Below are 26,417 nucleotides of genomic sequence, written 5' to 3' on the forward strand. Positions count from 1 at the left end.
GCCCGCAACTAAAGTCAGGAGTACGAGTAGAACCCGCGGCCGGTCTTCTTGCCGAGCAGCCCGGCGTCGACCATGCGCAGCAACAGCGGCGGCGACGAGTACAGCGGCTCCTTGAACTCCGCGTACATCGAGTCCGCGATGGCCTTGATGGTGTCGAGGCCGATCAGGTCGGACAGCCGCAACGGACCCATCGGGTGCGCCGTGCCCAGCTCCATGCCGCGGTCGATGTCCTCGGCCGAGGCGAAGCCCGATTCGATCATCCGGATCGCCGACAGCAGATACGGCACGAGCAGCGAGTTCACGATGAACCCGGCCCGGTCCTGCGACCGGATCACCGTCTTGCCCAGCGCGCCGGTGGCGTGCTCCTCGGCCCGGCGAGCGGTCTCCTCGCTGGTCAGCAGCGACGGGACCAGTTCGACCAGCGGCAGCACCGGCACCGGGTTGAAGAAGTGGATGCCGACGACCTGCTGCGGACGGCCGGTGGCCATGCCGAGCTTCATGATCGGGATCGACGACGTGTTGGACGCGAACACCGCGTCCTCGCGCTCGACGATCTTGTCCAGCGCCCGGAACACGTCGACCTTGGCCTGCTCCTGTTCCAGGATGGCCTCGACGACGAGATCGCGGTCGGCGAACTCGGCGATGTCCGTGGTGAAGCGCAGCCGCCCGAGCGCCGCCTCGGCGTCCTCGGCGGCCAGCTTGCCGTTGCGGACGCCGCGCTGCAGCGACTTCTCGATGCGCGCCTTGCCCGCGTCGAGGGCGGGCTGGTTCACCTCGGTGACCAGCACGTCCAACCCGGACCTGGCGTGCACCTCGGCGATGCCGGAGCCCATGAGCCCGGCCCCGACCACACCTACTCGTGCGATGTCGCTCACCCGTCCCACTCCTTCACCTCATCGGCGTGCCGAGAAAACGGGCAGCACACAACGCACGAGGGCGTCTCGGACCTTGGTCCGATTCCGCCCTCGCGTGTCGTGTGCCTGCGTCAACGGCGGTACTCGTCGTACCCGTCGTCGTACGGGTCCTCGTACCGCTTGTCGTCCTCGTGGTTGTCCGAGGAACTACTCGACAGCTCGCGCTGCAAAGCATCGAAGTCGGTTTCGTGGGAGCTGTATTTGAGCTCGCGCGCCACCTTCGTCTGCTTGGCCTTAGCCCGGCCGCGCCCCATGGCTCGACCCCCTCGCACAGGGGCGGGGCGGCCGGGGGAATCGGCGGCCCCGCATCGTCTCGACAGTTCTTTCCTGCTGACACCGTACCGTGTCCCGGGGGTTGGATGCGACGTGGCACGGTGTGCTCGTCGCGACAGTGTCCGCCGGACGCCGGTTACCGGCACGTCGATGCCGATCGGTGCTGGTCGGCGTGCCACGATGCTCGGGTGCTCCGACCCTTCGTGGCCTATCTGCGGGTGTACGAACCTCTGCGCGCGCTGGGCGATCCTCCCGCGCAACAGCTGGTCGAGGCCGTTTCCGCGGGCGGGCTCAGCCGGATCGGGATCGGCGAACGCGAACAGCGGATGTGGCTCAAGTCACAGGCGGCCGCGCCGGTGCGGCTGCTGCCCGCGCAGCTGCGCGACGGACGGCCCGCGCCGAGCCTCGTCACCGACGTGCTCGTGCTCGACCCGGCCGACGTCCCCGCCGGACACACCGCCGAAGGCCCGTTCGCGTGCCCGCTCGAACTGCGCGCCCGCTCCGCCGCGGCGTTGAGCACCTTCCTCGCCGACGCCGAGCCGGCGTTGCGGATCGCGGTCCTCGACGCGGGCGGCGTCACCGCGGACAAGGCCCGCGCGCAGACCAAGGCGGCGATGACCGACCTCACGGCCACGGCCGCCCACACCCTCACCACCACCTGGACCGTCCCGCTGCCCTGGTTCTCGCTGGTCGATCCGGACGAACGCAAGCTCGTGCTCGGCAGCGGCCCGGACGACCCGGTGCGGGAGGCGTCCTGGCGCACCCCGATGTCCGCCGCGCTCCGCCGGGCGTCCGAGGCGGGCGAGCTGATCGAGACGACCTTCGGCGACTCCGGCCCCGGCCGGGTGCTGTCGCAGACCCGGCAGTGGCTGGAGAGCTTCGACCCGGACTCGGTCGTCGAACTGGACTACGGCGGTCTCGTGCAACTGTTCGCCGACTCGCTGCTCGACGCCGACTCCACCGCGGAGGAGGTCCACGACATCCTCGACGCGCTGCGCACTGGGAACGTCGAGGAGCTGGCCGAGCTGTTTTCGCAGCTGCGCGAGTTCTGGGGCGACCTCGCGGCTAAGGAGCACTCCAACTGACCCGCAGCTCGCCCTGAAGTGTGCCGCCGCCGAGCACCGGCGGGTGAGCCAGGTCGGACAGCTCTTCCGGGGTTTCGATGCCCAAGCGCGCGAGCACGGCCATGGCCAGCGGCGCCAACGCCCGCTTGTTGCCGTCCGCGATCTTGATCGCGCACGCGGTTCCGTCGCCCAGCGTGAACGCCAGGACACCTTCCGCGCCGCTCTTCGACAGCAGCCCAGGCACGCCCTGCATCAGCCGGGTGTCCTCCCGGCCGGTGCCCGCGACCAGCCACGGGTGCGCACGCATCGCGTCCGCGACTCGGCGTTCGTCGGTACCCGGTTCGGCCTGCGCGAGCCGGCCGAACGACCGCGCGAGGCCGGTCGGCGAGAACGCGAACAGCGGCGCGCTGCAGCCGTCGACGCCGACCGCGGCGATGGCTTCGCCGGTCAGCTCCTCGACCGTCTTCGCGAGCTGGACCTGCAACGGATGGTCCGGCAGCTGGTAGCCCTCGGTCGGCCAGCCGTTCGCGACGCAGGTGGCGAGCATCGCGGCGTGCTTGCCGGAGCAGTTCATGGTGATCTTCCGCGGCTCGTCGGCCGCGCGCCGGGCGTCCTCGCCGATCGGCAGCTCGGCCGGGCAGGCCAGCGCCGCCGGGTCGAGCCCGGCACCGGACAGCATCGCGGCGACGCGCTCGACATGTCCGGTTTCGCCGGAATGCGAGGCGCAGCCCAGCGCCAGGTCCGCGCCGTCGTAGCCGAGCCCAGCGCGGAGCATCCCGACGCCCTGCAGCGGCTTGTTCGCCGACCGGGGGAAGAACGGGCTGGTCACGTCGCCCGCGGAGAACCGGACGGAGCCGTCGGGCGCGGTGACGACGAGACATCCGTGGTGAACGCTCTCGACGAAACCGTTCCGGACGACCTCGACGAGAATCGGCTGGCCGGTCATTCCTCGACGCGCCCCAGTTCGCTGTCGAGCAACTGGTCCACAGTGGCCGCTCCGCTGCTGTAGCGCCCGGCGATCTCGGCGTTGAGCGTGTCCATCACGCCCTGGACCTGGCGGCGGAAGGAGGACACGGAGGCTTCCTCGGCCGCGTACGTGTCCAGCGCGGCGGCGAGCTTGTCGTCCGACAGCGAGCCGACGTCGGTGAGCCCGGTGTCGCCGATCAGCGCCTCCGCGTGCCTGCGGTGCTCGCCCGCGCGGGACGGTTCGAGCTGCTGGTGCCTGCCGGAACCGGCGGCCGGGCCGAGCGCGTTGTCGGCGAGGATGGACGCGAGCCGGTCGACGATGCTTTCCCCGCCGGACGCGCGGCGCTCCTGTTCGGCGCGCACGATGTCGATGCGGGCGTGCAGGAGCCGGCGCAGGTAGGACAGGTCTGTCTCTTCCTGCGCGGCCTCGTCGCGCCGCTCGCGCAGCACCGGGAGCGGCAAGTCGCCTAATCCGGTGAGATATCCCGGGCCGAGGACGCGGTCGATCCGTCGCCGCCCGCCGGGACGCACTTCGATCACGGGCACATCCTGCTCCACATTCGGCGACGACGCTACCGTCGAGTTCACTTCAGCCCCGCAGTCTCTGCGCTGCTTCCCGTCCGGGCGCCGCGTGCTCGCCCGGCACCGAGTCCGGATCGACAGTGGCCTGGACCACTCGGTCCTCGTCGCCTGCCAGCAGCTCCGCCCCGCCCGGCACCGAGCGTTTGACCAGCGCCAGCGCGATCGGCCCGAGTTCGTGGTGCTGCGCGACCGTGCCGATCCGGCCGACGACGCGCTCGCCGAGCTTCACCGGGTCGCCGGTCTCCGGCGTGATCTCCGGCGAACCGTCGAGGTGCAGCAGCGCGAGATACCGCGGCGGGCGGCCGACGTTGTGCACCTTCGAGACGGTTTCCTGGCCGCGGTAGCAGCCCTTCGCGACGTGCGCGGCCGAGCCGATCCAGCCGACCTCGTGCGGGATCGTCCGCTCGTCGGTGTCGACGCCGAGTCGCGGATGCCGCGATTCCACGCGCAGCGCGTCGAACGTCCAGGAGCCGGCCGGACGCGCGCCCGCGTCGGTGAGCCGTTGCCACCATTGAGTGAGCTGAGCGCGCGGCACCACGAGATCCGCGCCCGCTCGCGTCGGCCACGGCATCCGGCGGGCGAAACCGCCTTCGGGCAACGCGGCCACCGAATACGGCTCGGTGCCGAGCTCGACGCCGAGCACGCTGTCGGTCTCCGGGCCGAGCACGGAAAGAACGGCGAGTTCTTCGGTCACGTCGCGAATCTCGACCTTGGACCAGAACTTCATCGCTTCGAGGTACTCGCGCAGGGTTTGCTTGCCGCCCTTGGGCAACGCGCTCGTGACGAGCGGGCCGGGGTCGCTGTCGAGGTACACCGTCTCGCCGGCGTGCGCGAGCACGAAATGGGTGTCGACGTGGCCCTGGCTGTCGAGGACGAGCGCTTCGGTACCGGTGTTCGCGGCGAGTTCGGTGACGTGTTGCGAGATCACCAAATGCAGCCAGGACAAGCGTTCCTCGCCGGTGACGGCGAGGATTTCTCGGTGCGAGCGGTCGATGACGACCACTCCTCGGGCGGCGGTGCGCTGCTCGGCGAACGGATCGCCCCAGTGCCACGGAACTCCGGCTTCCGGGTGGCCCTCGGGCGCGGCGACCGCGCGGGGGATTTCGAGCAGCGGCGAGCTGTACGGCATAGCCCTAAGGGTAAGTGAGTACCTTGAGGGGATGCGCGTTCTCGCCTTCCTCGACGGTTCACTGGCCGACCCCGAAGCCGCTCACCTCCGGGTGGACGACCTCGGCCTGCTGCGCGGAGACGGGGTGTTCGAAACGATCCTCGTGGCAGTGAAAAAGCCGCGGGAAATGCGTCCGCACCTCGACCGGCTCGCCCGTTCCGCGGCGATGCTGGACCTGCCTGCCCCGGACCTCGAAGGCTTCGCCCGAGCCGCGCAGGCAGTCGTCGACGCGTGGCAGGGCGGCCCGGAGATCGCACTGAAACTCGTGTACACGCGGGGTGTCGACGGCGATCCGGAAGGCAAGCCGACGGCGTTCGCGATGGGCCTGGAGGTCGAGGAGAAGGTCCTGCGGGCGCGCACCGAAGGCGTTTCGGTGGTGACCCTGGAACGCGGTTTCGGCCCCGAACTCGCCGAACGCGCCCCGTGGCTTTTGCTCGGCGCGAAAACGGTTTCCTATGCGATGAACATGGCCGCCCTGCGCGAAGCGACCCGTCGCGGAGCCCAAGATGTGATCTTCACCGCTACCGACGATTCGGTGCTCGAAGGCCCGACGTCGACGGTCGTCCTGGCGAAGGAGCGGACGCTCTACACCCCGCCGTCCACTGTTGGCATCCTGCCAGGAACGACGCAGTACGCGTTGTTCCGCGGCGCGGAGAAGGCGGGCTGGTCGGTGAAGGTGGAGCCGCTGTCGGTGGAGGACTTGCTGCGGGGGGACGGCGTGTTCCTCACGTCGTCGGTGCGGAAGGTGACCCGGGTGCACACACTGAACGGGACGGTTTTGCCGGATTCGACGGGGTTGCACGGGGAGCTGGTGGCGGCTTACGAGAGCGAGTACTGAGAGCCTGGTGAGCGGCTGTGCCGGTGCTAACCGGCACAGCCATTCACGACCCGCTGATCAGCACCACCGACGGCGTGACCCCCTCCGCCCGATATGCGCTGATCTTGTGGTGTCCGTCCACCAGCAATGGCCGCGTACCGGACAAAACCACCGCCACCGGTCGGTGTCCCGCGCGGATTGCCGTGCGGTAGTACGTGACCCGGGCATCGTCGTCGGCCGGCCAGTCGCTCGCCGGGATCAGATCCACCGCCTCGAAGCGTTGCGGGCCGCTGACCCGGTACTGGCCGTCGACAAGCAACGCCAGCAGTTCGCGGAGGGTTTCCGCCAGCGGGAGGCGCACCTGACCGGTCGCGAGCGCGATGCGCAGCGACTGCGGCAGCTCCGCCCGTCCTCCGGTGTTCAGCTCCAGGAAACCCGCGCCGCCGGTGATCGTTACCCGTTCCACGCTCACAAGGACGCTTGGAACCGCACCAAGGTTCCGGGGCGTGCTTGCGCGAGTGCTCCGAGTGACTCCCGTCTCACGACCGCGATCACCGGATAACCGCCCGTGGTCGGGTGATCGGAGAGGAAGACTAGCGGCAATCCGTTCGGCGGGACCTGAATCGCGCCGGTCAGCACGCCCTCGCTCGGCAACTCCGAAGTGGACACTCGACGTAGCGGCGGCCCGTCCAGGCGGACCCCCACTCGGTTGGATTCCTCGGTAACCGTCCACTGTGCGTTGAGTGCGCTCGCCGCGTCGGCGAACCAGTCGTCGCGCGGGCCAAGCAAAACTCGCACCGCCAAGTGGGGCGGCGCGGGCGAGGCGGCGACCACGTCGGCACCGGACGGGACACCGGTGACAGGGCCGAGCGGGACCGTAGTGCCAGCTTCCATCGGCGACGGGCCGAGTCCAGATAGGACATCAGTCGACCGGCTTCCCAACACCGGTGCCACCGCGATGCCGCCGGACACCGTCAGGTAGCAGCGCAGGCCAGTCGCAGGTCGGCCGATCGTCAGTTCTTGGCCTGGCCGCAACGGAATCGGCGTGTGCGAGCCGGTTTCCCGTCCGTCCACGGACACCTCGACCGGCGGTCCGGTCACCGCGGCGGTGCACGAAGCCGTCGCCCGGACGGTGAGCCCGCCCAGCAGGGATTCGATCCCGGCGGCGTCCTCGGGATTACCGACCAGCCGGTTGCCGAGCCGTAGCGCGGCGACGTCAAGAGCACCCGACGGTGGGACGCCCAGATGTGCGTAACCGGGACGGCCGAGGTCTTGCACCAAAGCCAGCGAACCGGGCGAGACGATCTCCAGCGCGCGCATCACACGCTCCGGAACCGCACCCGGAGACCGGGCGTGAACAGCGCAGGTTGCTCGGCGGAGGGATCGAAAAGCGTCGCCTCGGTGTGCCCGATCAGCCGCCAGCCACCAGGGGATTCCCGCGGATAGACGCCGGTGTACTCGTCGGCTATAGCCACTGAACCGGCGGGGACGCGGGTGCGTGGCGAGCTGAGCCGCGGCTGCTGGAGTTCAGCGGGAAGCCCGGCGAGATAACCGAAACCGGGCGCGAAACCCGTGAACGCGACCGTGTAGACCGCGCTGGTGTGGAGAGCGATGGCCTCTTCCACGCTGAGGCCCGCGTCCTCGGCGACCAGGGAGAGGTCCTCGCCGGAGTACTGCACGTCCAAAACGACTTCGCGGCCGTCCCCGGCAGGCGGATGGTCCAGATCGGCCGAAGCCAGCAAGGAACGTGCGGCTTCCAGCGCACTCGTGGACGCGACCACGAGCAGGGTGCGCGCCCCGGGCACGATCTCCTCGACGCCGTCGAGCGCGGCTTCGATGAGGGTCGCCCGGGCCGCGCTCATCTCCTCGAGCGAGGCGCAGTCGAGCAGGGCGGCGTGTTCGCCGTACCGCCGCCAGCGCACGGCGTCTCCCGGAGCCTCAGCCCACCACGCGGCGCAGCAGCGCGGAGGCGTGCGGCTGCATTTCCTGGCCGACCATCGCGCGCTCCTCGACGTACCCGAGGTCGCCGTTCACCAGGCCGTACAGCCGCTGCGCACCGGTGACCTCCTTGGCCGTCGCGGTGCGGATGACCGCGTCGGTGCCGAGCTCCCAGGACGTCTGGCTGCGCGGTTTGCCGTAGTACAGCTCGACGATGCCGGAGCTGTGCGTGAGCAGCAGCTCGATGGTGTCGTCCTCCTGCGGCCGCCAGAACCCGGTTTCGCGGGCGGCGGGCCGCAGCACGCTGCCGTCCTCGTTCAGCAGCCACGAGCGCGCCTCGTGGAACAGGAACGGGCGGCCGTCGTGGGAGACGGTCAGCTGCTGGGCGAACTTGATCGGCCCGTCGATCGTCGGGTAGTCGATCTCGCCCTCGCCGCGCCAGACGCCGACGAGCGGCAGCAGAGCGAGGCACGCGTCGTTCAGGTTCGGGCCCTCGCGCAGGTTCGCCGTGTCGTTCGGGATCGGCAGGTCGTCCCACAACGGCAGGTTGCGGTCGCGCGTGCTGGCGGCCCGCTCCTCGGCTGCTGCGATGGCTTCGTCGCCACTCGTCATGCTGATCAGCGCTGGTCGGCGTACAGCCGGTAGACGACGTAGACCGCGAACCACACGGTGGCGATGCCCGCGATGATCAACAGGGTCGTAAACAAGGTCTCCACAGCGAGGACAATAGTCCGCCCCGGCTCATCTAGCGCTGCGCAGGGTCGCGGCGGTGAGGACGGTCACCGCCAGCAGTGCCGAGCCAGCCACCGCCATCGCGGTCCGCAGCCCGGTCGTGAGCGTGCTCCCGTGATCGAGAAGCGCCCCGAGCGCGGCCACGCCGAGCGCCATCCCGACCTGTCGCGCGGCGTTCACCGTGCCGGCCGCGGTGCCCGTGCGTTGCACCGGAAGCCCGGCGAGGCCGACGACGTTGGTCGGGGTGATGCTCAGGCCGAGCCCGACGCCGGACAGCGTCAGCGGCACGCTGAGCAGCCAATACGGGCTCGTCGGGGCTACCAGCAGGAAGGCGAAACTTCCCGTCGCGGTGATGGCGAGACCGATCGGCAGCACGCGTTCCGCGGTGAACCGGCCGGCGAGCCGTCCGGAGAAGAACGCGAGAACGGCGTTGGCGACGACGTACGGCAGCATCTGCAGCCCGGTGGTCGAGGCGGTGCTGCCCCACGCCTGCTGCAGGTACACGGCGAGCAGCACCGGCAGCGGGTAGCAGGCAAAACCGAGGACGAACGAGGTGAAGATCGAGGCGGAGAACCGGAACTTGCCGAACAGCCGGATCGGCAGCATCGGATGCGGGGCGCGCAGTTCCACGACGATGAACGCGACCAGGCCCAGTGCGCCGACCATCGCGACCACCGCGTCGGACGCGATCACGGCGTAGGTGAACGCCCCGATCCACAACGCGCCGAGCAGTTGTCCGAGCAGATCCAGCGCGCCGTGCGCCGGATCGGACGATTCGTCGAGACCCCGGCGACCGGCGAGCACTGCGACGATCCCGATCGGCAGGTTGATCAGGAAGATCGTGGGCCAGCCGAGCGCGTCGGTGATCGGTCCGCCGATAAGCGGGCCGATGACCAGCGCGCATCCGGCCACACCGCCCCACGCCCCCAGCATCCGGGCTCGTTCGCGCGGCTCTGGATACGCGTGCGCCAGGAGCGCGATGCCGCCCGGGATGACCGCCGCGGCCGCCGCGCCTTGCACGACGCGCGCGGCGACGAGAAGCGTGAGCGTCGGGGCGAGGCCGCAGCCCAGCGAGGCGAGCGTGAACACGGCGAGCCCGCCGAGGTAGATCCGCTTGCGGCCGTACCGGTCGCCGAGCGTGCCGCCGGTGAGCATCAACGCGGCGAGCGCGACGGTGTACCCGTCCACAATCCATTGCAGGTCAGTGAATTCAGCGTGCAGCTCGCGTTGGATGGTCGGCAGCGCGACACTCACGACGCTCGCGTCGAGCAACGCCATGAAGCTGCCGAGGAACACGGCGGTGGCCAGCAGCGGGCTCCGCGTAATGGTTTTCGTTTCGGACACACTCGCGAGCTTGGGTCCTCAAGCCGACTTGAGGTCAAGCGTCCCGGACACGAGGAAGGGCCCCTCGGAAACCGAGGGGCCCTCCTGCGGAAAAGCGTTGTCAGGCAACCGAAATGGCCAGCTGGTGCAGGCCAGGGCCTTCCGCGGTGACGTTGGCCTCGCCGTTGCCCGTGCGGTGCAGTGCGCGCACCGTCCAGGAACCCTCGGCCGCGTAAAACCGGAAGTCGCCGTCCGCCGAGGACACGACCTCGCCGGCGAAGTCGCCGCCGCCGTCGAGCAGCCGGACGAACGCGCCGCCGACCGGTCCCTCGGTGCCGGTGACCTTGCCCGCCAGGACAACCTGGCCGTTGGTGTCGAAGTCCGCCGGGGTCGCGACCTGTGCCGGTGCGCTGCAGCCGTCTGCCATCACTTAGCTCCCAACTCGACCGGAACGCCGACCAGCGAACCGTATTCCGTCCACGAACCGTCGTAGTTCTTCACGTCTTCCTGGCCGAGCAGCTCGTGCAGGGCGAACCAGGCGATCGACGAACGCTCGCCGATGCGGCAGTACGCGATGGTCGGCTTGCCCTCGTCGTAGCCCGCCTCGGCGTAGAGGTCCTTGATCTCCTGCTCGGACTTGAAGGTGCCGTCCTCGTTGGCGACCTTCGCCCACGGCACGTTCAGCGCGCCCGGGATGTGGCCCGGCACCTGCGACTGCTCCTGCGGCAGGTGCGCCGGGGCGAGCAGCTTGCCGGAGAACTCGTCCGGCGAGCGCACGTCGATGTAGTTCTTCGAGCCGATCGACTGGACGACCTCGTCGCGGAACGCGCGCAGCGACAGGTCCTGGTCCTTGGCCTTGTAGTTGGTGGCCTCGCGCTTGACCTCGTCGGAGTTCAGCTCGCGGCCGTCGAGCTCCCACTTCTTGCGGCCGCCGTCGAGCAGCTGCACGTTCTCGTGGCCGTAGAGCTTGAAGTACCAGTACGCGTAGGCGGCGAACCAGTTGTTGTTGCCGCCGTAGAGGATCACGCGGTCGTCGTTCGAGATGCCCTTCTCCGACAGGAGCTTCTCGAAGCCCTCCTTGTTGACGAAGTCGCGGCGGACGCCGTCCTGGAGGTCGTTGCGCCAGTCGAGCTTCACCGCGCCGCGGATGTGCCCGTTGTCGTAGGCGGTCGTGTCCTCGTCGACCTCGGCGAACACCACGCCCGGGGTGTCCAGGTTTTCCTCGGCCCACTGGGTGGTGACCAGGACGTCTTCTCGGCTCATGGAAGCTGGCTCTCTTTCTTGGTTGGGTTTACGAGGACGCCCGCGCGGGGCTGAAACGCTTGATCAGCAGGTACATCTGGCACCCGAGGCAGTAGTTGAACGCCGCGTTGAGGAACGCGGCGAAGAGCGCGAACGCGGTCGCGACGACGCCGAGCGGCGTCACTCCGGCCGCGAAGCCGATCGTGCCGACGAGCGCGAACACGAACCCGACCGCCTGCGCGAACCGCAGCGGGGCGGCGTCCTCGCGTTCGGTCGGCGGCCCGAGCCGCGGCGCGATCGCGAGCCGGTACAGCACCGAGTACGGCGCGGGCTTGAGCCCGACGAACGCACCGATCGCGAAGACCACGGTCTGCAGTGCGAGCAACGGCCACCACTGCGTGATCAGCACGACGGCGAGCACCACCGTGGTCACGATCGCGGCGAACCTGGGACCTCGCGGGTCTACGGCCGGTCCGGCGGACATGGGTTCCTCCTGCTCAGTGCGAGGGGAAGGGCGTGCGAGCGCACGCGGCGAAGACGGGCAGAGCTGCGAGACGGCGCGAGACGTGCTTCAGCGCCGACCGGAAAACGGCAGACACAAGCTGCTGCGCACGCGGCAGAAATCGACCGCGCGGCGCTGCGTCAGGAGGGTGATGGGCAGCTCGTCCACAGGGGGAGGGTACCCAGGCTCGCTCGCTCCCGGAACCATGTTCATTCCTTGGGACGAGGTCCGGATCCTGAGAATCAACCGCCGCGGACCGCGGGGGCGGACGCTTCCCCAATGTGGCATTGGGTGCGTCAGCTGCACCGGATGCCGCATTGGGTGCGTGGGACGCACCGAACGCCACTTTGGGGGCGGTTCAGCGATGCGGGAGCGCGGCGCAGCAGCCAGGCGGAGGTCAGCGCGTAGCGGCGGCGAGGTGCGGGCGGAGCGCTTCCAGCAGCTCCGGGCCCTTGGGCACGCCGCCCACGCGCAGCAGTTCCCGGCCTTCCGGGTCCAGCGCGAGCGTGGTCGGCGTGCTGAGCACCGACAATGCCTGCGCGACCTCGGGACGTTCGGTGACGTCCAGGTCGACGTGGTGCAGGCCGTCGGTCTTCTCCGCGAGCGACGAGAGAATCGCCCGCGTGTGCCGGCACGGGGTGCAGAACGTGGTGGAGATCTGCACCAGGGTGACGGCGGATTGCGGATCAAGGGCCTCGGTGACCGGAGCGGGGAGCGTCCGGGTCTGCGCCGCCGGTTTGGCCGCGCGGATCCGGCCGTTGCGGGCGCGCAGGACCAGGCCAGCGGCCGTCGCGACGACCAGCGTCGCCAGCAGCACCCACACTCCGGTCACCGGGATCAGCCTCCGTGGTTGGTGGACAGGTCGGCGAAGTTCACGTCGTGCGCTTCGCCCTTGATGGTCACCGAACCGCTGTCCACGCGGACCGCGGTCGGGGTGACCGACAGCGGCAGCCGGGTCGTCGAAATGCTGGCCCGGAAGTTCGGCAGCAGAGCTTTCTGCACAGCTTCCGGAACGATCGTGGTGCTCTGGTCATTCCCGAACTGCAACCGGTAAGGCACGATCGAGATCGTCTTCTCCTTGAGCTGGATCAGCGCGAAGCAGAAGATCTCCACCTTCTGCCCGGCCACCTGCACGTCGCCGGAGATCCGCACGCCCGCGCTGGTGCCGTCGGCCGGTTCGCCGTCGGCGTTGGTCGGCGTCGGGTCCGGCTGCTTGCCCTGCTCGGTGTCGCCGTACTTCACGTACGCCTGGGTCGACTGCTCGATCTTCAGGTTCTGGATCTTGTTCAGCGGCGAGACCCGGGCGAGGTCGGACGCCTTGATCGTCACCGCGCCGGTGAGCTTGCCGATCTTCACCGCCTTGGTGTTGCCGGACGTGAGGTCCGACAGCGGCGCGATGACGTCCTCGAGTTCGGCGCTCACGCGCAGGTCGCGCAGTTCGCTGCCGACCGGCACGCCGTCCGCGGAAACGGTGATGTGACTGTAGTCACCGGAGAGCGCCTGCACGGTGAACGGGAAGCCGTGGATGGTGACCGACGGATCGTCGCTCAGCCCGAGCTGTGCGCGGGCCTTCTGCGAGATCGTGTGCTCGGCGAAGGCCGCCGCTCCGAAATCCGCACCGACCAGCAGGAGCACCAGCACTCCCAGCACGATGAGCCACCGCCGCACGCGCCTGCCGCGGCGGCCGCCGCCGGGGTTAGGGGCCGGTCGGTCGTCCCGGGTCACGGGCCTGCTCGCCATCGCCTCGGTTCTCCTGTTCGGGTGGATTTCGTCGTGGTGCGGGTCACGCTCCGGCCGTTAGACCAGGTGTGATCGATCCAGCACGAGCTAGGTGCCGGGGTGTTCACCCGCTATTCTCACTTAGCACCGACCGACGCCACGTTCGAGGCGACGAATCTGAAGGCGGTGCGGATCATGAGCTTGGACCTGCTGGTGCTGACGGGGGAACTCGACGCTACCTCCGTACTACCTGCGCTGGACCTGCTGCCGCACACCGTACGCGTACGCGAGCCGGAAGTGACGGCCCTTCTCGACGCGGGTCACCGGGACGTCATCCTTCTCGACGCGCGCAGCGACCTCGCGTCCGCGAAGAGCCTGTGCCGTCTGTTGAAGGGCGCGGAGGACGAATCGGGCACGCCGGTCATCGCGGTGGTCGGCGAAGGCGGTCTGGTCGCGGTCAACGCCGAATGGCGTACGGACGACATCCTGCTGCCCACCGCTGGTCCCGCAGAGGTCGATGCACGACTGCGGCTGGCCACCACTCGCGACGGCATCGGTCTGCAGGCAGACGCCGAACTGCGCGTAGGCGACCTTGTCATTGACGAAGCGACGTACACGGCGAAGCTGCGCCGTCGCACGCTTGAGCTGACGTACAAGGAGTTCGAGCTCCTTAAGTACCTCGCCCAGCACGCCGGTCGCGTGTTCACTCGCGCGCAGCTGCTGCAGGAAGTGTGGGGTTACGACTTCTTCGGCGGCACGCGCACGGTCGATGTCCACGTACGGCGGCTTCGCGCGAAGCTCGGTCCCGAGCACGAGCAGATGATCGGCACCGTGCGAAACGTCGGCTACAAGTTCGAGCGGCCGGCGAAGGGTGCGAAGCCGGTTGTCGCCGTTCCGGCCGACGCTTCGGAGCTGACCTCCCGCTGACATTCGCCGGTAAGGTCGGTTTGTGGCTATCGACCTTGGCGACTGGACGACCGATCCCGACGACGCGGTGCGCGAAGTGCTGCTCGCGGTCAAAGCGACTGACGGACGTCCCGAGGTCGACCCGGCCGGACCGTTGCCGCGCGAATTCGAAGGCGGGCTGCATCTCCTCGCCCGCTTCGACGGCGAGCCCGCGGGATACGTCCACCTTGACACCGAAGGCGATTCCCACGGCCATCAGGTCGCGGAGCTTTTCGTGCACCCGGATTTCCGGCGTCGTGGCGTCGGCACCGCGCTCGCGCAGGCGGTAGTCGAGCGCGCCGACAAGGGTTTGCGCGTGTGGGCGCACGGCGATCACCCCGGTGCGGCGGCGATCGCGGCGAAACTCGGCCTCGGCAGGCAGCGCGAGTTGCTGATTCTGCACGTCGACGTTGCCGACGCGGACTGGCCGGAACCGGTGCTGCGCAACGGTTTCCGGCTGCGCACCTTCGTTCCCGGGCAGGACGAGGACGCGATGGTCGCGCTCAACGCGCGCGCGTTCGACTGGCATCCGGAACAGGGCGCGCTGACCGCCGCCGAGGTGCGCGCCGAGGAACTCCAGGCCTGGTTCGACCCGGCGGGCTTCTTCCTCGCGGAGAACGAGAACGGCGAGATCGCCGGCTTCCACTGGACGAAGGTGCACGACCCGGTTCCCGGCCGGTTCGACGGAGACCCGGTCGGGGAGGTCTACGTGGTCGGCGTCGATCCTGCTACTCAGGGTAGTGGGCTCGGCAAGGCGCTGACCTTGGCCGGACTCCGCTACCTGCGCTCTCGGGGACTACCGAGGGTGATCCTCTACGTCGAGGGCGACAACGCCGCGGCTTTGGCTGTGTACAACAAGCTGGGGTTCCAGCGTTTCGAGACCGACGTTCAGTACGGTGAGTGATCACGGTCGACCCGACCGGTGACCCGTGTTACTTTCTGCGTACTGGCAGGTCACGAGCAGGCCACGGCACCCGTTCGGGGTAGTAGTCCTGCTCACAAACGGTGACTTGTTCACCTCCCGTTCATGCAACCAAGGACGGCCGTCCACCGAGGCTGCCTAGTGTCCGGTTCCGGTGCGGCTCACTCGCCGCCAATCCCGACCGGATTCAAAAAGGCACATCTCCGAGTGGAGGAAATGCAGTGAAGATCATGCGGCCCCTGGGTGCCGTCGGCATCGTGGCGAGCGCCGCGCTCGTCCTCGCCGCTTGTGGCTCCGACCCTTCGGCGTCGAGCAGCGGCTCGGGCTCGAACTCCGCCGCTCCCGCCGCCACCGGAACCGCCCAGGTCGACTGCGGGGGCAAGAGCCCGCTTTCCGCTGAGGGCTCGACGGCCCAGAAGAACGCCATCGAGGTGTTCAACCAGGCCTACAACAAGAAGTGCAACGGCCAGAAGGTGAACTACAACGGCACCGGCTCCGGCGCGGGCGTCAAGCAGTTCAACGCCAACCAGGTCGACTTCGGCGGTTCGGACTCGCCGATCAAGGACGCCGACCTCGAGGCCGCCACCAAGCGCTGCGGTTCGCCCGCGCTGAACATCCCGCTGGTCGTCGGCCCGATCGCGGTCGGCTACCACCTGTCCGGCGTGGACAACCTGACGCTGACCCCGCAGGTCATCGCCAAGATCTTCAACGGCGGCATCAAGAACTGGAACGACCCGGCCATCAAGGCGGTCAAGGGCAACGAGAGCCTGAACCTGCCGGACAAGCCGATCCAGGTCGTCTCCCGCTCGGAGGAGTCGGGCACCACCGACAACTTCCAGAAGTACCTCGGCGCGGCTGCCAAGGACGTCTGGACCCAGGGTGCGGGCAAGAAGTTCAACGGCGGCGTCGGCAACGGTGCGCAGGGCTCGAACGGTGTCGCGAGCACCGTCAAGGGCGCCGACGGCTCGATCACCTACGTGGAGAGCGCGTTCGCCAAGGACGGCGTCACCCCGGCCAAGATCGACAGCGGCTCCGGCGGCGTCGAGCTGAACGCGCAGAACGTGGCCAAGTCGCTGGACGCCGCGAAGTTCTACCACCCGGGCACCAACGACCTGGCGATGGACCTCAACGGCATCTACTCCAGCAACGTGCCGGGCGCCTACCCGCTGCTGCTGACCACGTACGAGATCGTGTGCTCCAAGTACTCGAACCCGGACGTCGCGAAGGCCGTCAAGGCGTTCCTGACGGTGGCCGCCACCGAGGGCCAGCAGCCGCTGTCGGCGAAGGGCTACGTGCCGATCCCGCAGAGCCTCCAGGACAAGGTGCTGAAGGCCGTCAAGGAAATTTCCTGAGCGACTACCTAGCTGGTACGAAGGCTGACTAGAGACTGTCGATGAGCGACCAATCCTCGACGCGAACGCCCACCGGCGACCCCGGTGGGCGTTCGTCGTCCGCCCGAGCGTTCCCGGAGGATCCGATTTCGGACAAGCCACCCGCGCCGGCGCCGGAAGCGCCGCCCGCGCGGAAGAAGCCGACGAAGGTGCGAGCCGGTGACCGCATCTTCCAGAACCTGACCACCGGGGCCGGGATCTTCGTCGTCGCCCTGATCGCCTTGATCGGGATTTTCCTGGTCGTCCAGGCGATTCCGGCGCTGAAGGCGGACAAGGTCAACTTCCTGTTCAACCACGGGTGGTCGACGAACGACCCGGCGAACATGGCGTTCGGCATCGCCGACCTCGCCGAGGTCACCGTGGCGACCTCGCTGGTGGCGCTGATCATCGCGATGCCGATCTCGCTGGGCATCGCGCTGTTCCTCACCCAGTACGCGCCCGCGAAGCTGGCCCGGCCGTTCGCCTACGTCGTGGATCTGCTCGCCGCGGTGCCGTCGATCATTTTCGGCCTGTGGGGCATTCTCGTGTTCGCGCCCGCGATCGAACCGTTTTCCGAGTGGGTCAACAGCACCTTCTCGTGGATTCCGATTTTCGCGCCGGGCAACATCGCGCCGAACGTGCGCGGCACCATTTTCACCGCCGGAATCGTGCTGGCGGTGATGATCCTGCCGATCATCACGTCGCTGACCCGCGAGGTTTTCGAGCGCACGCCGACCGCGCAGGTCGAGGGCGCGCTCGCGCTCGGGGCCACGCGCTGGGAGGTCATCCGCACCACGGTGCTGCCGTTCGGCAAGGCCGGTTTCGTCGGCGCGTCGATGCTCGGTCTCGGCCGCGCGCTCGGTGAAACCATTGCGCTGGCGGTGATTCTGCTGATCCCGCAGGGACGCAACTTCGACTGGAGCCTCTTCGACGGCGGCGCGACGTTCGCGTCGAAGATCGCCCAGAACTACAGCGAGTTCAACAACCCGACCTCGGCCGGCGCCTACATCGCGGCCGGCCTGGTGCTGTTCGTGCTGACGTTCCTGGTCAACTTCGCCGCCCGCTCGATCGTCGGCAAGAAGGGGGAGTGACCGTGTCGACCACCCTCGAACGACCCGCGACGACACCGGCTTTCCAGCAGGTGAGCGCGGTCCGCAAGGTCAAGAACGGCGTGGCCACCGTGCTGGTGTGGCTGTCGTTCCTGATTGCCGTGATCCCGCTGGTGTGGGTGCTGTACACGGTGATCGCCAACGGGATCAAGCGGATCCCGTACACCAACTGGTGGGGCCAGGACTTCGGTTCGGTGCTCGGCGACGAGGTCGGCGGCGGCGTGCTGCACGCGATCATCGGCACCCTGCTGCAGGGTCTGGTGTGCGCGGTCATCTCGGTGCCGATCGGCCTGCTGGTCGCGATTTACCTCGTCGAGTACGGCCGCGGCAAGCTGGCCAAGGCCACCACGTTCATGGTGGACATCCTCTCCGGTGTTCCGTCCATTGTGGCCGCGCTGTTCATTTACGCGCTGTGGGTCACCACGCTCGGCCTGCCGCGCAGCGGGTTCGCGGTGTCGCTCGCCTTGGTGCTGCTGATGATTCCGGTGGTCGTGCGCTCCGCGGAGGAAATGCTGCGGATCGTGCCGGACGACCTGCGCGAGGCCTCTTACGCGCTGGGCGTTCCGAAGTGGAAGACGATCATGAAGATCGTGCTTCCGACCGCGCTGTCGGGCATTCTCGGCGGCATCATGATGGCGCTCGCCCGCGTGATGGGCGAAACCGCGCCGCTGCTGGTGCTCGTCGGGTACACGTCCTACGTCAACTGGAACATCTTCAGCGGGGAGCAGGCGTCGCTTCCGTTGGTGATGAACAACGAACGCGCCACCAACTCGATGGACCCCGGCAGCGTCGGCTTCGACCGGATCTGGGGAGCCGCGCTCACCCTGGTGCTCATCATCGCCGTGATCAACCTGCTCGCCACGGTCCTTTCCCGCATCGTCGCCCCGAAGAAGAAGTGAGTCATGGCCAAGCGAATCGACGTCAAAGACCTGGACATCTACTACGGCAAGTTCCACGCGGTGGACAGCGTCACGCTGAACGTCCCGCCGCGGAACGTGACCGCGTTCATCGGACCGTCGGGTTGCGGCAAGTCGACCGTGCTGCGCACGCTGAACCGGATGCACGAGGTCATTCCCGGCGCGCGCGTCGACGGCCAGGTGCTGCTGGACGGGGAGGACATCTACGCGTCGGCAGTGGACCCGGTGCAGGTGCGCCGCACCATCGGCATGGTGTTCCAGCGGCCGAACCCGTTCCCCACGATGTCCATTAAGGACAATGTGGTGGCCGGGCTCCGCCTCGGCGGGGTGAAGAGCCGCAAGCAGCTCGACGAGGTCGCCGAGCGCGCGCTGCGCGGCGCGAACCTGTGGAACGAGGTCAAGGACCGGCTGAACAAGCCGGGCGGCGGCCTTTCCGGCGGTCAGCAGCAGCGGCTCTGCATCGCGCGGGCGATCGCGGTGCAGCCGGACGTGCTGCTGATGGACGAGCCTTGTTCGGCGCTGGACCCGATCTCGACGCTCGCGATCGAGGACCTGATCGGCGAGCTGAAGAAGGACTACACGATCGTCATCGTGACGCACAACATGCAGCAGGCGGCGCGGGTTTCGGACCAGACCGCGTTCTTCAACCTGGCCGGCGTCGGCCAGCCCGGCCGGCTGATCGAGCTGAACGACACGGAGAAGATCTTCTCCAACCCGGACGAGAAGGCCACCGAGGACTACATCTCGGGCCGCTTCGGCTGATTCCACTGTGGACGGCCGCCCTGGTTTTCCGGCCAGGGCGGCCGTTTTGTTTTCCGCGCACTAAAAAAACCGCCGCCCCGCTTGTACGGCCGGGCGGCGGTTTCGCTGTGGTGGCTCAGATAGTCAGGTCTTCGTCGTCGGTGCCGTAGCCGGGCATCCGGCCGGTGACCACGAAAATCATCCGCTTGGCGACGGACACCGCGTGGTCGGCGTAGCGCTCGTAGAAGCGGCCGAGCAGCGTGACGTCGACCGCGGAGGCGACGCCGTGCGGCCATTCGCGGTCCATCAGCACGGTGAACAGGTGCCGGTGCAGGTCGTCGACCTGGTCGTCCTCAGCCTCGAGGTCCTTGGCCGCGGACACGTCCTTGGTCTTGATGATCGCCTCGACCTGGCGGGCGAGCTTCACCGCGGCCCGGCCCATCTCGGCGAAGTAGGGCTTGACCGCCTCCGGCAGCACCGGGTCCGGGTGGCGGCGGCGGGCGGCCTTGGCGACGTGCAGCGCGAGATCTCCCATGCGCTCCAGGCTTTCCGCCGCGTGGATGGCGGCGAGCACGGTGCGCAGATCGGTCGCGACCGGGGCCTGCAGCGCCAGCAGCGCGTACGCCTGCTCCTCGCATTCGGCGCGCGCGTCGTCGACCTTCGCGTCGTCGCTGATCACCTGCTCGGCGAGGCCGAGGTCGACCTCCAGCAGTGCTTTGGTGGCCCGCTCCATGGCGTCGGCAACCTGGACCGACATCGCGGCCAGGTTTACGGCGAGCTGATCGAGTTCGACATGGTAGGCCTCACGCATGACCACACCCTACGACGTGGACTGTCCGAATACCGCATCGCTGGGTGAACCGCGTATGAACCCCGTCTAACGAATCCGGAGTGCTCAGCCGGTGTTGGCGGTTTTGCCGGAACCGGCGTTCGCGGGCGGCGCGCTGGCCGCGGTCCCGGCGGGCTGGTTGCCCGGCAGCGGAGTGTTGTCGCGCAACGCGTCGAAGAGGCTCTTGGTCTTTTCCTGGACCAGAACTTCGTTGCCGCGCTTGTTCGGCAGGCCGACGGTGGGCACGGTCAGGAAGTTGATGTTGGCCGGATCGAGCCCGCGCATCGATTGCGCGAGCGTCATCATCTGCTGCACGCCGAGGTTGTCGCCGAACGTGGCGTGCGCGAACGCGGTGATGAATCCGGACAGTTTCCCGGGATCCAGCACGACATCCGAAGACATGACTTTCTTCAGCAGTGCCCCGATGAACGCCTGCTGCCGCTTGATCCGGCCGTAGTCGGAGGTCGGGTCGCCGACGACGTGCCGGGCGCGCACGTAACTCAGTGCCTGGTCGCCGGTAATGGTCACGTCGCCGGTTTCGAGCAGCACCTTGCCGAGCGTGGTGTCGACGATCGGCTTCTCGTTGTGCACGGTCACCCCGTGCACCGCGTCGACCATTTCCTTGAACCCGTTGAAATCGATGCCGACGAAGTGGTTGATCCGCAGCCCGGTGATTTTCTGGATCACCTTCGTCATGCATTGCGGGCCGCCGACCGCGTAGGCAGTATTGAGCTTGGCGATCTTCTGCTCGCGCACGACCTCGTCGGTAGTCTGCGATTTCGCCGGATCCCACCGGTTGCAATCCGGCCGGTCGATTTCCAGGTCTCGCGGGAACGAAACGACCACGACCCGCTTCCGGTCCGCGGGAACGTGCGCCACCATCACCGTGTCCGACCGCGCGCCCGGGATATTGGACGCGTCCCCGACATTCTCCTCAGACGATGCGCCGTCGCGGGAATCGGAGCCGACCATGAGGAAGTTCTCGTCGTTGGCCTGCGCGTCGGCGTTCTGGATGTCTGAGGAGTTTTCGTCCAGCGCGGACACCTGAGCGAATTTAGCGTCAAACCAGGTAACCGCACCCCACGCGACGCCCGTGCCGATGAAGATGAGCGCGACAACCACGATCAACGCAATACGCCCGATCCGAACGTTGCGCGCGGTATGCCGCTGCTTCTTCTCCTGAAGCCGAGTCTGCTCCGGCTTTTCGGCAGGCTGCTCTTCTTCCTCTTCCTTGTCGAGCAATACCACCCGCTGCAACGCAGTCCGAGTCTGCTCGAACAAAGCCATCGACCGGGTAGTGAGCCGCTCCCGCCGCTCCCGACGCTTCGCTTCCTCAGCGGCGGCGTCATCATGCGCGGCGGAGAACCGAGCGAGACTGTGATCGATCTTGCGACGGTACTGAGTCGCCTCGTCGATCGCCTCCATCTCGTCGGTCATGGTGAGCGGATCCATCTCCGCCCGAACCGCCGCGGCAGGCCGAGCCGGGGTCCGCCGAGGCCGCTTGCCATTCGGCCCCTCGACGGCCTGACTCAGCTGAGTACGCTCCGGATCAACGGCGGGTTTGGCCGCCGGACTGAGCTGCGTCTGCTCGGCGTCCTCGGCCGCTACGGTGCCGAGCCCGATCCCCTTTACCGGGGTGAACTGCGTCCGATCCGCTGCGAGCGGCTGCTTTCCGTCTACGGCTGGGCTGAGCTGGGTCCGCTCGACCTCCGGACCACCCTGCGGCCGACCATTCGGCACGGGTCGGCGACGGGGACGGCCGCGCTGCGGACGTTCGCTGTCCAGATCACCGTCGAGGGCGGGGCTGAGTTGGGTTCGTTCGGGGTCTTGGGCCTTGTTTCGGATGCCCTCTTGCTGAGGGCCTTGTGCTCCTGCGCCGCGACCGTCGCGGGCCGGGTTGAGCTGGGTCCGTTCCGGGCCTTGGGCTGTGCTGCGGCCACCGTCCAGCGCGGGGTTGAGTTGAGTTCGTTCCGGACCCTGTGCTGCGTTCCGGCCGCCCTCTAGCGCTGCGACGCGGCCGCCGTCCAGTGCGGGGCTGAGCGGAGTCCGCTCAAGACCTTGTGCCGCGTTCCGGCCACCATCCGGCCCGGGGCCGATCGGGGTCTGTTCAGGCCGCTGAGCCGCGTTCCGGCGGCCGTCCAGCATTGCACCGCGGCCGCCGTCCAGCGCGGGGCTGAGCTGAGTCCGCTCAAGGCCCTGCGCTGCGTTCCGACCACCATCCGGCACCGGGCCGAGCTGAGTCCGCTCAGCCCCCTGAGCCGCGCTCCGGCCGCCATCCGGCGCAGGCCCGCGCCGCGGACGTTCCGGCCGACGCGAACGTCCGGGACCGGCGTCGTCACCGTCCAGCGCAGGGCTGAGCTGGGTCTGCTCAAGCCCCTGAGCCGCAACCAACCCCGGCCCGTCGGGCGCGCCACCTCGCCCACGCCGCGGAGCCTGTCCGTTGCGCCCAGGATCAGCCTGCTGGCCCCGCACCCGATCCGGCTCAAGCGCCGGACTCAGCTGCGTCCGCTCAAGTTCGTCCTCGGGTTCCGCCCCGCCAGGCACGCCGTCGAGGCCGGGTCGCCGCCCGGCTGGTCCAGGACCCGCCGCCCGTCGACGAGGTGTGTTCGGCCCCGGCACTCGGTGTCCACCGGAGTCCTGCCCAGCCGCGCGCGGCCCGTCAGGTTCGATCGGCAGCGCCGCCTCAGGCCCAGCCATCGGCAGTCCGGCAACTTCCGGCCCAGCCGCCCGTCGCCTCGGCGGACCAGGCCTTCGCGGCCCGCCCGATTCCGGCCCAGGTACCCGATGCCCGCCAGAGTCCTGCCCCGGCGCTCGCTGCCCGTCGGGTTCGATCGGAAGCGCCGCCGAGTCAGCTATCCGCCGCCCTTGCTCGGCGGACCTCCGCTGCGCTGCAGGCCCCGCGGAATCTGGCCGGTCCAATTCCAGCCCAGGCGAGTCCGCTTCAGCCCGTCCAGGCGCGCTCTCCGCACCGTGCGGACGCCGAGGCCCAGGCGGCTCCGGCGAAACCGGAACGCCGCCCCCTTGCCGAGGCCGAGGCGGAAGCCCATCCGCCCGCCGACGCCGCGGTCGCGCCTCCAGCTCCGGAGAGGCAACCTCGGCACTCCCAGGCTGCCCGCCTACCGGCCCCTGCCCAGACTCGACCGCACGACGCCCCCGCGGTTCGCCCGCCCCATCGTGCGATTCCACCGACGGAGCTCCAGGCCCACCAGCCCCCGTCGCCCTCGCCCCGCCGGGCCCTCCGCGACGGCCAGCTACGTCCTCGGCCTGCAGTCCACCGCGACGACCAGGCCGAGAGTCACCAAGCTCAGAATCCGGCGCGGCATGCCGGGTCTCCCCGCGACCGTCGCCTGGCCGAGCCCGCCGACCACCAGGCACCGGGTAGCCACTTTCGCCAAGCCCTTCCCCCGACTCGACCTGCTCCCGCCGCCTGCCAGAACCATCCGGGTCGCCGACGCCGTCCGGCACCACTCCGCCAAAAAGCGCCCGCCCACCCACTCGCGCAGGCCCGGCACCGCTGTCGACGTCCGAACCGCCCCGACGTCCGCCAGAAAGCCCAGCGTCGCCACTGCGCCGGTCACCACTTCCGTTCGGGCTCCCCAGCGCGGGTACGTCATCCGCCGGTCCGCCAACTCCGGTGCGCTCGGGACCGTCAGCTACCTCGCGGCTGTGCCGATTGCCGACACCACCGAGACCATTGACCCGCCCATTTCCGCCAGCCGATCCGGCAACGTCTTCTGCGGCTCCGCCACGTCGGTTGCCGCGCCCGTTCGCGCGCCTGCCGACCGAATCAACGTCGTTCCCGACAGGGTCGCCGTGCCTGCTGCCGACTTCGCTGGCGTGTCCGTTCGCCCGTCCGCCAGTTGGCGCGATGTCCCCGTCCGCAGGCCCTGCTCCGTTGGCGTGCCCGTTCGCCCGCCCGCCAGTTGATGGGATGTCGCCATCCGCAGGTTCGCCGTGCCGACTGCCTGCTCCGTTGGCGTGCCCATTCCTCCGCCCGCCAGTTGATGGGATGTCGCCATCCGCTGGTTCGCTATGCCGATTCCCGACCCCGTTGGCCCACCCGCCAGCTGATGCGGCGTCGTCGGCAGGCTCACCGTGCCGCCCACCGATTCCGTTGACGTGCCCGTTCGCGCGTCCGTCAACTGGCGCGTCGTCCGCGGGCTCGCTGTGCCGCTTGGCCCTTCTGCCGATCGAGCCGGTTTCTCCACCGGCCGCCTCACCGTGGCGGTTGCCGCCCCCGTTGACATGCCCGTTCGCTAGTCCACCGGCTGACCCAGCGTCGCCTTCCGCAGGTTCGCCGTGCCGCCCGCCAACCCCGTTGACCTGCCCATTCGCGAGCCTGCCCAGATCCGAGCCGTCTCCCGGCTCAGCATGCCTGCTGCCGATCTCGTTGGCGTGCCCATTCGCCCGCCGTCGACCCGGCTCGGCGGCCAACCCAGCGCGGCCGTTCGTCCCCGGAAAACCGGCTTCCGGCTCCGCTCGCCGACGCCCTGGCTCCGGGCGCTCAGCATCCGCGCGGCGACGGCCGGGTTCTGCGCGGCGGGTGCCCGGTTCCGCGAGCCGGCTCACCGGTTCCGCATGCCGGGTTCCGGGGTCCTCGGTGAAGGCGGGTCGTTCGCCAGTGTGCCGCGCGACCACGTCGGACACGCTGATGCCGCCGTGAGTGTCCATGGAACGGCGACGTCCGCCGCGAGGGCGAGCCGTGGTGTCGGAATGGCGACCGGTGCCGGGGGTGTTGCGCTCGTCGGGCACTCGGTCTCCTCTCGCACGTCAGGCGCCAGGCTGGGGCGGCTTACCTTTGAACACCCGGCGGCTTCGCCGGGTCTCCCAGGACTCGTCGTACCGGGGGAGCTTTTCGTTATCGTACGGATACCCGCCGTTCGTGACGACACCCTCCCGCGAATTTCTTCACCATGCGTCGCCCTAAGGCGCACTGAAGCGGACGAACAGGTGAAGATCGGGTTCAGTGAATGGAGTAATCGCAGACGTGCGTTACTCAGAGTGCGTAATTACCTGCGCGGTCTCGCGGTCGTGGAAAGCGACCTTGTTGCGTCCTGCCCGCTTCGCGGCGTAAAGGAGATTGTCGGCTCGATGGAGCTGACGCGGCCCGGATTCGGTGCCGTGTGCGAGGCCGACGCTGATCGTAACCCGCAGGCCTGGCCGGAGTTCTGACCAGGGGTGACGGGCGACCCGACGGCGTGCGGCGTCGGCGACCCGGACGGCGCCCCGGTGATCGATTCCCGGCAGGACGAGAGCGAATTCCTCGCCGCCGTACCGTGCGCAGAACGCATCGGCGGGCAGTCCCTCTTGCAGGAGATCGGCGACGCGGCAGAGGACGCGGTCGCCGAGAAGGTGACCGTACGTATCGTTCACGGACTTGAACCGATCGAGGTCGACCAGTGCGACGGCCACCGCCGCGGGCAGTTCAGGCAGCCGCTGGTCGAGGTACCGGCGGTTGTAGCTCGAGGTGAGCGGGTCGCGCAGGCTGCCCGCCCGCGCGATGTCGAGCGCGGAGCGCAGGTGCCGGTAGGCCCGCCGCCAGTCGCCGCGCGTCGCGAACAGGTCCGCGATGGACTCGTGCAACGTGAGCAAGTCGGGCGCGGTCTCCCCCGTTCCGAGCTCGTCGTCCGCCGACACTCTGACCTCCGCCACTCCATCGTTTTCGTCGTAAAGGAGCGGTGGCTTGAGTCATCGGTACGTTCGAAGGTGAATTTCGCTCAAGTGGACGACGGACTTCCGCTGATGTCACGCAGCGCAGTTTCTTCGCTCAGAGCGCGGAGAAGGGCTTTTTGTCCTTGAGCTGCGTGAATTGATCACGTGCCCAGTAACTCGCGTCAGTCGTCGGATCCGTGATCCACTGTGTGTAATCGGCCCAGGAAATCCATCGCCAACCGCCCACTTCTTCCGGATTCGGCTGCGGATCGACGTCCGTCCGGGCGGCGAACACCGGACAGAACTCGTTCTCCACGATCCCCTGGAAGGGCGGCGTGCGGTAGCGGTACGTGGGCAGCACGCACTCAAGGTCGTCGAGCTCAGAGAGTCCGAGCTCGTACGAAGCCCGCCGGCGTACGGCGCTCTCCAGCGCTTCGGCGGGAGCCGGGTGACCGCACACGCTGTTGGTCCACACACCAGGCCACACCTTCTTGTGCAGCGCTCGCTGAGTGATCAGCAGGGCGTTGTCCGAACGGCGCAGGACGTAGCAGGAGAACGCGAGGTGCAGCCGCGTCTCCGCATGGTGACTGGCGAGCTTCGGCCCGGTCTCCCCGGTCGGCACGCCGTCCTCGGTCACGAAGACGACGCGTTCGGTTTCGGCTTCAGTGCTGGTGTCCACTCCGGATACTGAA

27 protein-coding genes are annotated in these 26,417 nt (G+C 68.7%); 8 read left to right on the plus strand and 19 right to left on the minus strand.

Going from position 1 to position 26,417, the window contains the following annotated elements:
- Positions 1 to 14: 14 nt before the first annotated feature.
- Both DMP23_RS35900 and DMP23_RS35905 read right to left on the minus strand, forming a co-directional pair.
- A complete protein-coding gene (locus DMP23_RS35900; protein ID WP_078870267.1) occupies positions 15 to 875 on the minus strand; it encodes a 3-hydroxybutyryl-CoA dehydrogenase in 861 nt (286 codons plus the stop codon).
- A gap of 110 nt (positions 876 to 985) precedes the next feature.
- On the minus strand, positions 986 to 1,168 hold the full coding sequence (locus tag DMP23_RS35905) for a DUF3073 domain-containing protein (RefSeq protein WP_037716129.1): 183 nt from the start codon (positions 1,166 to 1,168) through the stop codon (positions 986 to 988).
- Positions 1,169 to 1,375: 207 nt separating this feature from the next.
- On the opposite strand from DMP23_RS35905, the gene DMP23_RS35910 reads away from it, so the two are divergent.
- Positions 1,376 to 2,272: a hypothetical protein gene (locus DMP23_RS35910; protein ID WP_238603863.1), complete on the plus strand. Its 897-nt coding sequence runs from the start codon at positions 1,376 to 1,378 to the stop codon at positions 2,270 to 2,272.
- Here the strand turns inward: DMP23_RS35910 and DMP23_RS35915 are convergent.
- The 3 genes from DMP23_RS35915 to ygfZ are packed head-to-tail and all read right to left on the minus strand — an operon-like array spanning position 2,253 to position 4,928.
- Entirely contained in the window at positions 2,253 to 3,197 is a 945-nt protein-coding gene (locus tag DMP23_RS35915) for an asparaginase (RefSeq protein WP_337823695.1), read from the minus strand. The genes DMP23_RS35910 and DMP23_RS35915 overlap by 20 nt on opposite strands.
- Complete coding sequence (locus tag DMP23_RS35920) at positions 3,194 to 3,757, minus strand: RsiG family protein (protein WP_337823696.1); 564 nt, start codon at positions 3,755 to 3,757, stop codon at positions 3,194 to 3,196. The genes DMP23_RS35915 and DMP23_RS35920 overlap by 4 nt, the downstream gene beginning before the upstream one ends.
- Before the next feature lie 49 nt (positions 3,758 to 3,806).
- Positions 3,807 to 4,928 carry a CAF17-like 4Fe-4S cluster assembly/insertion protein YgfZ gene (ygfZ, locus tag DMP23_RS35925; RefSeq protein ID WP_134727619.1) on the minus strand — a complete coding sequence of 374 codons (1,122 nt, stop codon included), beginning with the start codon at positions 4,926 to 4,928 and terminating at the stop codon, positions 3,807 to 3,809.
- A 31-nt stretch (positions 4,929 to 4,959) separates the two neighbouring features.
- On the opposite strand from ygfZ, the gene DMP23_RS35930 reads away from it, so the two are divergent.
- Entirely contained in the window at positions 4,960 to 5,805 is an 846-nt protein-coding gene (locus tag DMP23_RS35930) for an aminodeoxychorismate lyase (protein WP_134727618.1), read from the plus strand.
- 43 nt (positions 5,806 to 5,848) lie between these two features.
- Here the strand turns inward: DMP23_RS35930 and DMP23_RS35935 are convergent, their stop codons facing one another.
- From DMP23_RS35935 to DMP23_RS35980, 10 genes are all read right to left on the minus strand, one after another.
- The gene (locus DMP23_RS35935; RefSeq protein ID WP_337823697.1) at positions 5,849 to 6,250 is read right to left on the minus strand and encodes a hypothetical protein; all 402 of its coding nucleotides are present in this window, start codon (positions 6,248 to 6,250) and stop codon (positions 5,849 to 5,851) included.
- Positions 6,251 to 6,252: 2 nt separating this feature from the next.
- Positions 6,253 to 7,104: a biotin-dependent carboxyltransferase family protein gene (locus DMP23_RS35940; protein ID WP_337823698.1), complete on the minus strand. Its 852-nt coding sequence runs from the start codon at positions 7,102 to 7,104 to the stop codon at positions 6,253 to 6,255.
- Positions 7,104 to 7,706, minus strand: coding sequence for a 5-oxoprolinase subunit B family protein (locus DMP23_RS35945; protein ID WP_337823699.1), 603 nt, complete (start codon positions 7,704 to 7,706; stop codon positions 7,104 to 7,106). Before DMP23_RS35945 ends, DMP23_RS35940 begins: the two co-directional genes overlap by 1 nt.
- 16 nt (positions 7,707 to 7,722) lie before the next feature.
- Complete coding sequence (locus DMP23_RS35950) at positions 7,723 to 8,334, minus strand: FABP family protein (RefSeq protein ID WP_037808622.1); 612 nt, start codon at positions 8,332 to 8,334, stop codon at positions 7,723 to 7,725.
- A gap of 129 nt (positions 8,335 to 8,463) precedes the next feature.
- Entirely contained in the window at positions 8,464 to 9,798 is a 1,335-nt protein-coding gene (locus DMP23_RS35955; protein ID WP_337823700.1) for an MFS transporter, read from the minus strand.
- Between the two features lie 100 nt (positions 9,799 to 9,898).
- Positions 9,899 to 10,204, minus strand: coding sequence for a DUF1416 domain-containing protein (locus DMP23_RS35960; RefSeq protein ID WP_037808620.1), 306 nt, complete (start codon positions 10,202 to 10,204; stop codon positions 9,899 to 9,901).
- Positions 10,204 to 11,040 carry a sulfurtransferase gene (locus DMP23_RS35965; RefSeq protein ID WP_037808618.1) on the minus strand — a complete coding sequence of 279 codons (837 nt, stop codon included), beginning with the start codon at positions 11,038 to 11,040 and terminating at the stop codon, positions 10,204 to 10,206. The genes DMP23_RS35960 and DMP23_RS35965 overlap by 1 nt, the downstream gene beginning before the upstream one ends.
- A gap of 28 nt (positions 11,041 to 11,068) precedes the next feature.
- Positions 11,069 to 11,503: a DUF4395 domain-containing protein gene (locus DMP23_RS35970; RefSeq protein WP_037808616.1), complete on the minus strand. Its 435-nt coding sequence runs from the start codon at positions 11,501 to 11,503 to the stop codon at positions 11,069 to 11,071.
- A 415-nt stretch (positions 11,504 to 11,918) separates the two neighbouring features.
- Positions 11,919 to 12,353 carry a TlpA family protein disulfide reductase gene (locus DMP23_RS35975; protein ID WP_337823701.1) on the minus strand — a complete coding sequence of 145 codons (435 nt, stop codon included), beginning with the start codon at positions 12,351 to 12,353 and terminating at the stop codon, positions 11,919 to 11,921.
- Between the two features lie 5 nt (positions 12,354 to 12,358).
- Positions 12,359 to 13,261, minus strand: coding sequence for an LmeA family phospholipid-binding protein (locus DMP23_RS35980; RefSeq protein WP_158691452.1), 903 nt, complete (start codon positions 13,259 to 13,261; stop codon positions 12,359 to 12,361).
- A gap of 174 nt (positions 13,262 to 13,435) precedes the next feature.
- On the opposite strand from DMP23_RS35980, the gene DMP23_RS35985 reads away from it, so the two are divergent.
- The 6 genes from DMP23_RS35985 (at position 13,436) to pstB (ending at position 19,265) form a co-directional block, all read left to right on the plus strand.
- Positions 13,436 to 14,167 (plus strand): winged helix-turn-helix transcriptional regulator, encoded by a 732-nt coding sequence (locus DMP23_RS35985; protein WP_037809366.1) that lies wholly within the window; start codon positions 13,436 to 13,438, stop codon positions 14,165 to 14,167.
- Positions 14,168 to 14,189: 22 nt separating this feature from the next.
- Positions 14,190 to 15,089, plus strand: coding sequence for a mycothiol synthase (gene mshD, locus DMP23_RS35990; protein WP_337823702.1), 900 nt, complete (start codon positions 14,190 to 14,192; stop codon positions 15,087 to 15,089).
- Between the two features lie 239 nt (positions 15,090 to 15,328).
- Positions 15,329 to 16,459: a phosphate ABC transporter substrate-binding protein PstS gene (gene pstS, locus DMP23_RS35995; RefSeq protein WP_037808611.1), complete on the plus strand. Its 1,131-nt coding sequence runs from the start codon at positions 15,329 to 15,331 to the stop codon at positions 16,457 to 16,459.
- A gap of 188 nt (positions 16,460 to 16,647) precedes the next feature.
- Positions 16,648 to 17,568 (plus strand): phosphate ABC transporter permease subunit PstC, encoded by a 921-nt coding sequence (gene pstC, locus DMP23_RS36000; protein WP_037808608.1) that lies wholly within the window; start codon positions 16,648 to 16,650, stop codon positions 17,566 to 17,568.
- Between the two features lie 2 nt (positions 17,569 to 17,570).
- On the plus strand, positions 17,571 to 18,485 hold the full coding sequence (pstA, locus tag DMP23_RS36005) for a phosphate ABC transporter permease PstA (protein WP_037808607.1): 915 nt from the start codon (positions 17,571 to 17,573) through the stop codon (positions 18,483 to 18,485).
- Positions 18,486 to 18,488: 3 nt separating this feature from the next.
- The gene (gene pstB / locus DMP23_RS36010; RefSeq protein WP_009084706.1) at positions 18,489 to 19,265 is read left to right on the plus strand and encodes a phosphate ABC transporter ATP-binding protein PstB; all 777 of its coding nucleotides are present in this window, start codon (positions 18,489 to 18,491) and stop codon (positions 19,263 to 19,265) included.
- A 115-nt stretch (positions 19,266 to 19,380) separates the two neighbouring features.
- Here pstB and phoU read toward each other — a convergent pair whose 3' ends face one another.
- The 4 genes from phoU to idi form a co-directional block, all read right to left on the minus strand.
- Complete coding sequence (phoU, locus tag DMP23_RS36015; RefSeq protein ID WP_337823703.1) at positions 19,381 to 20,055, minus strand: phosphate signaling complex protein PhoU; 675 nt, start codon at positions 20,053 to 20,055, stop codon at positions 19,381 to 19,383.
- A gap of 84 nt (positions 20,056 to 20,139) precedes the next feature.
- Positions 20,140 to 21,510, minus strand: a complete 1,371-nt coding sequence (locus DMP23_RS36020; protein ID WP_240691208.1) for an LCP family protein — start codon at positions 21,508 to 21,510, stop codon at positions 20,140 to 20,142.
- A gap of 3,555 nt (positions 21,511 to 25,065) precedes the next feature.
- The gene (locus tag DMP23_RS36025; protein WP_051172550.1) at positions 25,066 to 25,725 is read right to left on the minus strand and encodes a GGDEF domain-containing protein; all 660 of its coding nucleotides are present in this window, start codon (positions 25,723 to 25,725) and stop codon (positions 25,066 to 25,068) included.
- A gap of 115 nt (positions 25,726 to 25,840) precedes the next feature.
- Complete coding sequence (gene idi / locus DMP23_RS36030) at positions 25,841 to 26,404, minus strand: isopentenyl-diphosphate Delta-isomerase (RefSeq protein ID WP_337823704.1); 564 nt, start codon at positions 26,402 to 26,404, stop codon at positions 25,841 to 25,843.
- Between the last annotated feature and the right edge of the window lie 13 nt (positions 26,405 to 26,417).

Origin of the sequence: Amycolatopsis sp. A1MSW2902 (assembly GCF_017312175.1) — a bacterium.
GTDB lineage: Bacteria > Actinomycetota > Actinomycetes > Mycobacteriales > Pseudonocardiaceae > Amycolatopsis > Amycolatopsis nivea.

Coding starts and splice junctions, on each gene's coding strand:
- DMP23_RS35905 (WP_037716129.1), bottom strand. CDS start 1,168: ATGGGGCGCGGCCGGGCTAAGGCCAAGCAGACGAAGGTGGCGCGCGAG.
- DMP23_RS35915 (WP_337823695.1), bottom strand. CDS start 3,197: ATGACCGGCCAGCCGATTCTCGTCGAGGTCGTCCGGAACGGTTTCGTC.
- ygfZ (WP_134727619.1), bottom strand. CDS start 4,928: ATGCCGTACAGCTCGCCGCTGCTCGAAATCCCCCGCGCGGTCGCCGCG.
- DMP23_RS35930 (WP_134727618.1), top strand. CDS start 4,960: ATGCGCGTTCTCGCCTTCCTCGACGGTTCACTGGCCGACCCCGAAGCC.
- DMP23_RS35940 (WP_337823698.1), bottom strand. CDS start 7,104: ATGCGCGCGCTGGAGATCGTCTCGCCCGGTTCGCTGGCTTTGGTGCAA.
- DMP23_RS35950 (WP_037808622.1), bottom strand. CDS start 8,334: ATGACGAGTGGCGACGAAGCCATCGCAGCAGCCGAGGAGCGGGCCGCC.
- DMP23_RS35960 (WP_037808620.1), bottom strand. CDS start 10,204: ATGGCAGACGGCTGCAGCGCACCGGCACAGGTCGCGACCCCGGCGGAC.
- DMP23_RS35965 (WP_037808618.1), bottom strand. CDS start 11,040: ATGAGCCGAGAAGACGTCCTGGTCACCACCCAGTGGGCCGAGGAAAAC.
- DMP23_RS35970 (WP_037808616.1), bottom strand. CDS start 11,503: ATGTCCGCCGGACCGGCCGTAGACCCGCGAGGTCCCAGGTTCGCCGCG.
- DMP23_RS35980 (WP_158691452.1), bottom strand. CDS start 13,261: ATGGCGAGCAGGCCCGTGACCCGGGACGACCGACCGGCCCCTAACCCC.
- DMP23_RS35985 (WP_037809366.1), top strand. CDS start 13,436: ATGAGCTTGGACCTGCTGGTGCTGACGGGGGAACTCGACGCTACCTCC.
- pstB (WP_009084706.1), top strand. CDS start 18,489: ATGGCCAAGCGAATCGACGTCAAAGACCTGGACATCTACTACGGCAAG.
- phoU (WP_337823703.1), bottom strand. CDS start 20,055: ATGCGTGAGGCCTACCATGTCGAACTCGATCAGCTCGCCGTAAACCTG.
- DMP23_RS36020 (WP_240691208.1), bottom strand. CDS start 21,510: ATGACCGACGAGATGGAGGCGATCGACGAGGCGACTCAGTACCGTCGC.